Annotated in this window: 9 protein-coding genes; all 9 read right to left on the bottom strand. The window is 30.2% G+C overall.

All coding sequences use genetic code 11. The features are described from left to right. Window positions 1–210: 210 nt before the first annotated feature. Window positions 211–924 (bottom strand): zinc ribbon domain-containing protein, encoded by a 714-nt coding sequence (locus tag C3E90_RS11840; RefSeq protein WP_236915884.1) that lies wholly within the window; start codon window positions 922–924, stop codon window positions 211–213. Window positions 925–942: 18 nt separating this feature from the next. After that, the gene (locus C3E90_RS11835; protein ID WP_236915883.1) at window positions 943–2,043 is read right to left on the bottom strand and encodes a Nif3-like dinuclear metal center hexameric protein; all 1,101 of its coding nucleotides are present in this window, start codon (window positions 2,041–2,043) and stop codon (window positions 943–945) included. Next, window positions 2,021–2,728: a tRNA (adenine(22)-N(1))-methyltransferase gene (locus tag C3E90_RS11830; protein WP_236915882.1), complete on the bottom strand. Its 708-nt coding sequence runs from the start codon at window positions 2,726–2,728 to the stop codon at window positions 2,021–2,023. Before C3E90_RS11830 ends, C3E90_RS11835 begins: the two co-directional genes overlap by 23 nt. 61 nt (window positions 2,729–2,789) lie before the next feature. Next, window positions 2,790–3,821 (bottom strand): RNA polymerase sigma factor RpoD, encoded by a 1,032-nt coding sequence (rpoD, locus tag C3E90_RS11825; protein WP_236915881.1) that lies wholly within the window; start codon window positions 3,819–3,821, stop codon window positions 2,790–2,792. Between the two features lie 113 nt (window positions 3,822–3,934). Beyond that, the gene (gene dnaG / locus C3E90_RS11820) at window positions 3,935–5,779 is read right to left on the bottom strand and encodes a DNA primase (RefSeq protein ID WP_236915880.1); all 1,845 of its coding nucleotides are present in this window, start codon (window positions 5,777–5,779) and stop codon (window positions 3,935–3,937) included. Between the two features lie 80 nt (window positions 5,780–5,859). Continuing rightward, window positions 5,860–6,873, bottom strand: a complete 1,014-nt coding sequence (locus C3E90_RS11815; protein ID WP_236915879.1) for a deoxyguanosinetriphosphate triphosphohydrolase — start codon at window positions 6,871–6,873, stop codon at window positions 5,860–5,862. Between the two features lie 173 nt (window positions 6,874–7,046). After that, window positions 7,047–7,874 (bottom strand): pyruvate, water dikinase regulatory protein, encoded by an 828-nt coding sequence (locus C3E90_RS11810; protein WP_236915878.1) that lies wholly within the window; start codon window positions 7,872–7,874, stop codon window positions 7,047–7,049. 10 nt (window positions 7,875–7,884) lie between these two features. After that, window positions 7,885–8,520: a helix-turn-helix transcriptional regulator gene (locus tag C3E90_RS11805; RefSeq protein WP_336513039.1), complete on the bottom strand. Its 636-nt coding sequence runs from the start codon at window positions 8,518–8,520 to the stop codon at window positions 7,885–7,887. A gap of 48 nt (window positions 8,521–8,568) precedes the next feature. Beyond that, window positions 8,569–10,647, bottom strand: a complete 2,079-nt coding sequence (gene glyS, locus C3E90_RS11800; RefSeq protein ID WP_236915876.1) for a glycine--tRNA ligase subunit beta — start codon at window positions 10,645–10,647, stop codon at window positions 8,569–8,571.

Below are 10,647 nucleotides of genomic sequence, written 5' to 3'. Positions count from 1 at the left end.
TATATTTCTGTTGCACTATCCTTAGGGTCACCCCCACTGGACGTTATCCAGCATCCTGCCCTATGGAGCACGGACTTTCCTCATGCAAAAGCACGCGATTACCCGATTTACTCATCTTGCATTCTGTTTTTTTAAGCAATAATAATATAGCATAAATCCAAATTCTTTTCAAGGTTAATTATGCCCATCTTTACCATTTGTCTCCACTCCTTAGCTATTTTTTAAATAAAGCATTCTATCACAATTTTCACAATATAGTATTGTATTATTGTTTTTCAATTTATCTATAGTTATGGCTGGAAGAACCATATTACAGCCACTACATCGATAATCTATTACCTCTACTACGGCAATGCCTCTGGTTTTTGCCAATTCTTTATATTTTTTTAGAAGGTTTCCATCAATTTTAGATGATATTTCTTCAATTTTTTTCTTTTCATCTATTTTTTTTATTTTTAGATTTTCAATAGTAGACTTATGATTTTTTATTACCTCTCTATATTCTTTTCTTAAAGCATTAAAATCCTTTTTAATTAAAATATATTCTTCCTTTAATTTATCCATTTCTTCTAATTGGGATAGAATCTCCATCTCTTTTTCTTCTATTTTATTTTTAATATATTCTCTTTCTTGATTAAGGAAAGTCAATTGTTTTAAATCTGAAATACTACCTTCATATAGATTTTTTTCTATTTCATGTAATTTATAATCATATTCTTTCAAAATAAAATTACCTTTATTTAACTTCTTTTCTTTTTCTTCTATTTTACATTCCAAGCCTATTAGTTTTTTTTCTATGCCTTTTAATTTGACTCCTAATGCTTTTATTTTACTACCATTAGAGATTTCATCAATACTTTTACTAACATCCTTTAAGATATTAGTATGTTTTTGCAGTTCCCATAAACCTTCTATATCTCCCATTTAATTACCTCCATAGAGTTAATATATTTCATAAGGTGGACTGCTTTCATCATATATTATTATTTCTGCCTTTTCTATCATATTATCTTCTAAATATTTTTTTATTCTAGGTAATATTACTTTCTCTGTATGATAATGACCAGCATCTATTATTGTTAGTCCTAGTTCATTAGCATATTGGGCTTCATGATATTTTACATCTCCCGTAATAAATATATCTGCTCCTTTTACATATGCATCATATATAAAGGATGAGCCACTTCCACCGCATATAGCTACTTTGCTAACTGATTTGTTATGATTTCCATAAACAATAATATTTTCTACCTTTAACCTTTCCTTAATAATATCTAAATAATTTAATAACGATGTTTCTTTTATTTTTCCTATCCTCCCATATCCATAGACCTTGCCTTTATTCTTTAAAGGATAAACATCATAGGCTACTTCTTCATAAGGATGATTTTTTATCATCTCCTTTAATACTTGGCTCAAATTTTTTTCTCTAACTATGGTTTCTATCCTAATTTCTTCAACTTCCTCTAATACATACGATTCACCAATAAATGGATTGGTTCCTTCTAGGGGCATAAAAGTGCCAACTCCTTCTGTATTATAAGTGCAGTGACTATAATTACCAATCCACCCTGCACCTGTTTCCCCCAAAACTTTTCTAATTACATGGGCATAATCCTTAGGAACAAAGACTACTAACTTAAATAAGGTTTCTTCATATGCTGTTTTTATGGGTTCAACGTTTTCAATTCCCAATAAATTGGCTAATATATCATTTATACCTCCTGTTGCTAAGTCTAAATTGGTGTGAGCATTGTATACCACAATATCTTCTCTAATTATGTCGTAGATTAAATTCTCTTTATAGGATAATTTTGTAATAGATTTCAGTGGTTTAAATATTATGGGATGGTGGGTGATAATCATTTGAGCTCTTTCATCTACCGCTTGTTCAAAGACTTCCCTGTCTAAATCTAAAGATACAAGTACTTTTGTAACCTCTTTTTCAGGGTCTCCTATTTGAAATCCTGTATTATCCCATTCATCAATCAAATAGGGCGAAGCCCATTTGTCGAGCAATTTAATAATCTCTATTGCTTTCAATCTTTTTTAACACCACCTTTAAATCTCTAATTTTATTTGATAATTCTTTGTATCTTTCTTTACTTCTCTCCGTATTTTTATCTTTTAATTCTTGTAATATTTTTTCTATAATTGCAACTTTTTCTTCTAAGAATTCTTTTAATAGGGAATCATCATTTAAAATCAATTTTTCACCTATCTCATAATATATACTATGTTCTATGTGAGATTTTCCTTTTTTAGCATAGATTACTTCATAAAATTTATCATCTTCCTTTACCAATTTCTCGTCTATTATTTCAAAGTTATTTTCATATAAATATTTTCTTAACTCTTTAGTAGCAATATTGGGTTGTAAGATAAAATTTGTTATAGAATCTCTTTTTTCCTTATCCTTGTCCAATATATCCCTAATGAGAAGTCCCCCCATGCCTGCAATTACAACTGTGTCAATTTCAAAGGGTTTCAATACTTCCAGTCCATTCCCTAATCTAATGTCTATATAATTTTCTAATTTCCTTTCCCTAACAAACAGATTTATCTTTTCTAAGGAATTCTTGCTAAGATCTGTTGCTATAACTTTTTTTGTTACTCCATTTTCCATTAAATATACTGGTATATATCCATGGTCAGTACCTATATCACCTACTATAGTGTTTTGTGGAACAAAATCAGCTATAGCTTGTAATCTGCTAGATAGTTTCATTCCATTGTCCCTCTCTATATTATTTTTACAATTAAAGATTCGCTTTCTGCGAATCTTTAATTTATTCTAAAAAATCTTTTAATTTTTTACTTCTGCTTGGATGTCTAAGCTTTCTTAAAGCTTTTGCTTCAATCTGTCTAATCCTTTCTCTTGTAACATCAAATTCCTTACCTACCTCTTCTAAAGTTCGTGCTCTTCCATCATCTAACCCAAATCTTAGTCGAAGTACTTTTTGCTCCCTAGGAGTAAGGGTGTCTAATACATCTATTAATTGTTCTCTCAACATAATATAGGTGGCTGCATCTGCAGGTGCTAATGCATTATCATCTTCTATAAAATCACCAAGATGACTATCTTCTTCCTCGCCAATTGGCGTTTCTAAAGATACTGGTTCTTGAGCTATTTTCATAATCTCCCTTACTTTTTCTACTTCCATATTCATCTCTTTACCAATCTCTTCTGGAGATGGATCTCTACCTAATTCTTGCACTAGTTGTCTTTGTACTCTTACTAATTTATTTATAGTTTCCACCATATGAACTGGTATTCTAATTGTCCTAGCTTGATCAGCTATAGCCCTAGTTATGGCTTGACGTATCCACCAAGTAGCATAGGTGCTAAACTTAAATCCTTTTTCATAATCAAATTTTTCAACTGCTTTCATTAAACCAAGATTACCTTCTTGAATCAAATCTAGAAAGAGCATACCTCTACCTACATACCTTTTTGCAATACTAACTACTAGTCGAAGGTTTGCCTCCGCTAGTTTTTTCTTCGCTATTTCATCTCCTGCTTCCATTCGCTGGGCTAATTCTACTTCCTCTTCTGCTGTTAACAAAGGGATTTTTCCTATCTCCTTTAAATACATTCTAACAGGATCATCTACATTTATCCCTTTAGGTACTGAAATATCCTCCTTTACTTCTACCTCATCTGTTTCTGTTTCATCGTCGGTTTCAAGAAGCATATCTTCTTCTTTTTCTCCTACGATATCAATCCCCATATCTTCCAGTCTTAAATAAATATCATCTATTTGATCTGCATCTAGATCAATTTCTTCAAGAGAATCCATTATCTCCTTATATGTTAACATACCATTTTTTTGCCCTTATTTATTAACTTTTTTATTTCTAATATTTTTTCTTTTCCTATTTTTTCTCCATCTTTATTCTTTTCATCCAATGCAGCTCCCTCCCTTCCTAGTCTTTATTTATGTGATTTTATCTCCCTGTCCAATTTTGTTAACTCTAAACATAATGATTTGAATTTCTCTGCATCTCCTTCATCTTTTCCTTTTTTAGATTCAATTTCTTGAATCTCTTCAATTATTTCTTTCCTTTTTATTGTTAATTTAGAATATTTAATCCTTTTTATTAAATCTTCTACCAGTTTGTTTTTATCATCTGGCAAAAAATCTACTTTCATCTCCATAATTTCATCTATCAAATTAGAATCTATATCCTCCTCTTTATTCAACTTATCCATTATAAATGTAGGCGTTAATTCTGTCAATTGCAAATTATTCTCATATTCATTGAATATAATGTTTGCCAAAATATTACATTCATAATTTAAAAAATCCTCTTTTTTTAAATTATCTTTTACAATAGAATAATATTTTTTATTATCAATCATTAACCTTATAATAGTCTTTTCTGCAGTTAAATGAGCTGGTTCTAACACAATCTTAATTGGCATTATTTCATTCTTATTATACCTATTTTTGCCATTAATATACTTGTCCTTGTAAAAAGTTGTATTCATTTTGAAATCTTTACCTAATACTTCATCTTGAATTGCCTCTACTGAAATTCCTGTTTCCCTAGAGATTTTATTCACATAAACTTCCCTTTCAACAGGACTCTTTAGACCCCTTATAATTTTTGATACTTCTTTTATAAATTTAATTTTATCTTCTATATTATTCAAATCATATTTTTGCTTATTCATTAATATTCTGTAGTCTATATGATTCAATGCTCTATCTATTAGTTTGTTAAACTCTTCTAATCCATTTTTATTTATAAAATCATCAGGGTCTTGACCTGTTGGCAAAATTATTACTTTAGGTTGTATTCCTTCTGCTATTAATATATTTAATACTTTTAAAGTTGCATTTATCCCTGCTATATCTGAATCATAGCAAATATAGATTTCCCTATTATATCTTTTCAGTACTTTAGCCTGATTATGAGTAAATGCAGTTCCCAGACTCGCTACAACATAATTAATACCATTTTTATTTAGTGATAAAACATCCATATATCCTTCTACTAATATTAGTTTCTCATCATCTGAATATCTTTTAATTAAATTTAGTCCATATAGATTATCACCTTTTGAAAATACCAAAGTATCCTTAGAATTTAAATATTTAGGCATAGAATTATCAAGAACTCTACCACCAAAGCCAATTACTCTACCTTTAGCATCTATAATTGGAAATATTATTCTATTTCTAAATTTATCGTAATAACCTGTATTGTCCTTCCTTTTTCCTATTAAACCTGCCTTTTCTATAGTCTCTTCTTTATAGCCCCTTTTTCGTAAATAATTGTATATACTATCCCATCTATCTGGAGCATACCCTAATCCAAATTGATTTATTACATTTTTGTTAATATTTCTGCTTTGCAAATACTTTAAAGGTTCTCCATTATTCTTCAAATTATGATAATAAAATTTTGCTGCTTTCTTATTTATTTCATATATCATCTCTTTTTCCAATTTTAATTTATCATTTACCTTACTTCTTTCACCTAAAGATATTCCCTGCAAATCAGCTATAAATTTAACTGCCTCTACAAAGGATAAGTTTTCTATTTTCATTATGAAAGATATTAAATCTCCACCCTCACCACATCCAAAACAATGGAATAGTTGTTTCGATTCAGATACAGTAAAAGATGGGGTTTTCTCATTGTGGAAAGGACATAATCCCACATAATTGCTTCCTGTTTTTTTCAATTGGACATATCTAGATACTATATCAACCAGATTACTACTATCATGAATCTTTTCGATTACTTCATCAGTAATATTAACTGTCATAAATTACCACCTTGTTTTCCTCTTAATATAAGAGAATACTTTAATAATATTCGACAAAAATTTAAAAAATCCTTCTTTTATTAATATTTTTCCCAGGATTTTGGAACAAATATTTCTTTAAACAAGTTTACTGCATATCTATCCGTCATCCCAGCTATATAGTCACATATTATATCTTCTTTCAATTCTATATCCTTATATAATTTAATATGTTCTATAGGCAATTCTTCAAAATTCTTTAAATAATATTTATATAGTTGTTCAATTATGTATTTGGCCTTATCTTCTTCACCTTTTGCAGCTTTATTTAAATATACCCTTTCGAACATAAAATCCCTTAATTTTTCAGTATAATAATATATTTCCTCACTCATAGCTATCTTATCTTTGCCTAGACTATTCTTTATAACATCTATAATCATTGAATTTATTCTTTCACCATGACCTATTCCTAAACAATTGAGGCAATCCTTTGGTAAATCCTTTATATTAATAATATTAGCTCTTATAGCGTCATCAATATCATGATTAATATAAGCAATTCTGTCTGCTACCCTTACAATATGCCCCTCTAAGGTTTCTGGTTTTCCCTCTCCTGAATGCTTTAAGATTCCATCTCTGACTTCATATGTTAAGTTTAAACCATTTCTTGATTCCGTATGCTCTAGATAATCTACCACTTTTAAGCTTTGCTCATTATGGTTAAAGCCATTGGGATGCAATCTATTTAGTATACTTTCTCCTGTATGTCCAAAAGGTGTATGACCTAAATCGTGTCCTAAAGCTATAGCTTCTACTAAATCTTCATTTAGTTTCAATGCCCTAGCTAGAGTTCTTGATATCTGAGCTACCTCCAAAGTATGAGTTAACCTTGTTCTATAATGATCACCTTCGGGAGCTATAAACACTTGAGTTTTATGTTTTAATCTCCTAAAGGATTTTGAATGAATTATCCTATCCCTATCTCTTTGATAGTCAGTTCTAACTTGACAGCTTTTTTCCTTTATTACTCTACCTTTAGAATTTTGGCTCAAAGATGCATATTGAGACAATATATTCTTTTCTAGCTCCTCAATTTCTATTCTTATATGCATATTATTACCCCATTTACGAAAAGTAGTATTGATATATATATACAACATAAGTTCCTATAATCCTTCAATATTTGTAAAGTTTTTTTAAAATATTATTTTTAAAATATATATTTATATTAATTCTTCAATATTTTGAGTATGGAATGAAAAGAAGTGTTGTATATACAACACTTCTAGTCTAACATTTCTTCTCCAAAATTTTTTTTCATATAGTCTATTACTATTCCTGCCGTTTCTTCTACTGCTTTATTGGATACATCAATCACAGCACAATTCAGTTTTTCCATTATCTTCTTAGAATATTCAAGCTCTAAATTAATTCTTTCTATACTTGCATAGTTAGCATTATTACTCAATCCTAGAGACTTTAACCTTTCTTGCCTTATTTCATTCAATTTAAATGGATTGGCTATTAGTCCAAAAACCCTTTTTATATCCTTTTCAAATAATTCATTAGGTGCAGGAACTTCTGGAACTAGAGGCACATTAGCCACTTTGAAATGTTTGTGGGCTAAATACATACTTAGTGGTGTTTTTGAAGTCCTAGAAACTCCTACCAACACTATATCTGCTTTTTTAATTCCTCGCGTATCCTTTCCATCATCATATTTTACTGCAAATTCCACTGCTTCAACTTTTCTAAAATATTTTTCATCTAACTTCCTGATAAGCCCTGATTCTCTTTTTGGTCCATATCCTAAGACATCTTCCAAAGCGTCTAAGGTTGGAGTCATCAAATCAACTACTGGAATATTATATTTTTTCCCCATACTAATAACATAATTTCTTAGTTTTTCTATTACTATTGTATATATTACTATACTTCTTTCATTGGCTGCTTCTTCAAATACTTCCAAAATTTGATCTTCCACTGTTATATATGGAAATCTTCGCACTTCATATTTTTCTGGGTTAAATTGACTTACTGCTGCTCTAGCTACTTGCTCACCAGTTTCCCCAATGGAATCTGATAGTACATATATTGTAATACTCTTGTCCATAACGTACCCCCTATTCATTATTTCCCAGTTCAACAAATAGTCTAGTAATAGTGGTTTTAGTAATCCTTCCTACCACTTTATATACCTTGTAACCCTCATCTAAAATGACCTCTTCTACTACAGGTAGACTATCTATCTCATGTTCAATTAATTTTATGGCTGCATCAAGAACACTTTCCTCTGGGGTTGTAACAACAATATTTGGCATCCGTGTCATAATCACAGCTATTGGTGTTTTAGTTAAATTTAGGCCTCCTATGGCATTTTTTAAAAAGTCTTTTCTAGATACTACTCCTGATAAATATCCATTTGATGTTACAAATATTGTGCTAGTATCTTCCAAAAATATGGTAACTATACCATCATATATACTTGTCTGTTCATCAACTATTATGGGGATAGATTTTCTTTCATCCACCTTGATTTCTTGAATCTTTTCCGATATAAAGCTAAAGGTTGTCTTCCCAGTGTAAAAATATCCGACTTTTGGCCTTGCATCCAATATGCCCGACATGGTGAGTATGGCTAAATCTGGTCTAAGAGTAGCTCTAGTCAATTTGAGAGTCTTAGCAATATTTTCACTGGTTATGGGTTCATTAGCCTTAACAATGTCGATTATCTTTTCTTGTCTTTCACTTAATTGAATTTGAATCACACCCCTTTGCTATTGGAAAATAAGCCTAATTGCTTAGGCTTATTTAACTAACTTGGATAAATCACAAATCAAGAGCATAGTCTCAGATATTTTCCCCAAAAGATTTAACCTATTTTGCCTTAAATCCTCTTCATCAACCATAACCATTACATTATCAAAGAAATTATCAACAGGCTCTTTTAGAACAATAAACTGTTCTAAAGCATTCTCGTATTCTTTTTTATCTAAGCAACTTAATACTTTTTCTTCAATATCATTAAAGGCTTCATATAATTGTATCTCTGCTTCCTCTACTAATAAATCTCTCTTTACTTTTGTAGAAGTAGTTTTCTCAGCTAAATTAATTACTCTGTTAAATGTAAATAAAACATCTGTCAGTCCATTTTCATTAATATATTGATTTAATTTATCAGCTCTTACCTTTAAATCATAGACATTATCAATTCCTGTGCTTATTACTCCATCAATTATATCATATCTAATTCCCATATCACTAAACATATTTTTGATTCTTCCATTAAAGAAATCTACTATCTCTTTTTTTATACTAGAGTAGTCAAATACAAGGCCTTGCTCATCTACATAAATATAAAGAGCAGAATCTATTAAATCTCCTAAACTAAGGTTTAATCTTTTATCCAAAATTATGTTGATAATACCTAGAGCTTGCCTTCTTAGTCCATAAGGGTCCTGGGAACCTGTGGGTTGTAACCCTATAGCAAAGAATCCTGCTATGGTGTCCAATTTATCTCCAATACTTAAGATAGAACCAGCTGTAGTTGTTGGAAGTTCATCACCTGCAAATCTTGGCAAGTACTGTTCATATATAGCGGTACTTACAATTTCATTTTCACCTGCATGCTTTGCATATTCCATTCCCATCTTACCTTGTAGTTCAGTAAACTCATCTACCATTTTTGTTACTAAATCAGCTTTTGATAAATAAGCAGCTCTTTCAATATTCTTTTGTGTCTCTTCTCCAACTTCTAAATAATCACCTATTTTTTTTGCTAACTTTTGTATTCTTCTAGTCTTATCATAAAGGGTACCTAGTTTTTCTTGAAATACTATATTTTTTAAGTCCTTTACATAATCTTCTAGGGGTAGTTTTATATCATCATAATAAAAGAATTTTGCATCTTCTAATCTGGCTCCTAAGACCTTTTCATTCCCTTTAATTACTGTTTCTATATGTTCTTTGTTTCCATTCCTTACTCCAATAAAATAAGGCAATAATACATTTTTATCATTTACAATTGGAAAAAATCTAAGGTGTTCTTTCATTGGAGTTATTACTACATCCTCTGGTAAGCTTAGATATTCTTCTCCTATTCTTCCAATCATTGGCGTTGGATATTCAACGATATTGGTAACTTCGTCTAATAGCTCTTTATCTGCAAGAACATTGCCACCCTTTTCTTTAGCCAACCTTTCTGAGCCATATTTAATTATATCTTTTCTTTTATTTTGGTCTACTAACACAAAATTATCCTCTAGCTTACTAAAATATTCATCTACTGAATTAATTTCAATTTTTTTGCTTCCTAAAAATCTATGGCCTTTGGTTATCTTATCTACCTTTATTCCTTCAAAATCAAAAGGAATCACCTTATCATTCAATATAGATACTATCCATCTTATTGGCCTTGCAAATCTTATGTTTTTTCCACCCCACTTCATAGATTTAGGAAAAGCTATAGATTTTATTATATCTGCCATATTTGTTGACAAAACTGTAAAAGTATCTTTTCCCTCTTTAATTACATTTCCATAAATATATTCTTCTCCATTATATTCCTTAATAAAAGTTTGTTCTATTCCAATACCTTGCCCTCGCATAAATCCTTGTAAAGCCTTTGTGGGATTACCATCATCACCGTAAGCAATTCTCTTAGCAGGTCCTTTGACTGTTTCCTCTAAAGTAAGTTGTTTCTCACTTAAACCATTGACAATCAATACTAACCTTCTTGGAGTAGCATAAGTTTCAGAATCAGTATATTCTATTCTTTCATCCTTTAACATGGTTTCCATACTACTTTTTAACTGGCTTAAAGCATCCCCTATTAATCTTGCTGGCAATTCCTCTACTCCTATTTCTAATAAATATCTATTTTCCAT

Origin of the sequence: Clostridium sp. Cult2 (assembly GCF_021655075.1) — a bacterium.
In the GTDB taxonomy this organism is placed as follows: domain Bacteria; phylum Bacillota; class Clostridia; order Tissierellales; family Tepidimicrobiaceae; genus Schnuerera.
This window is presented reverse-complemented; position numbering and strand designations above follow the sequence as displayed.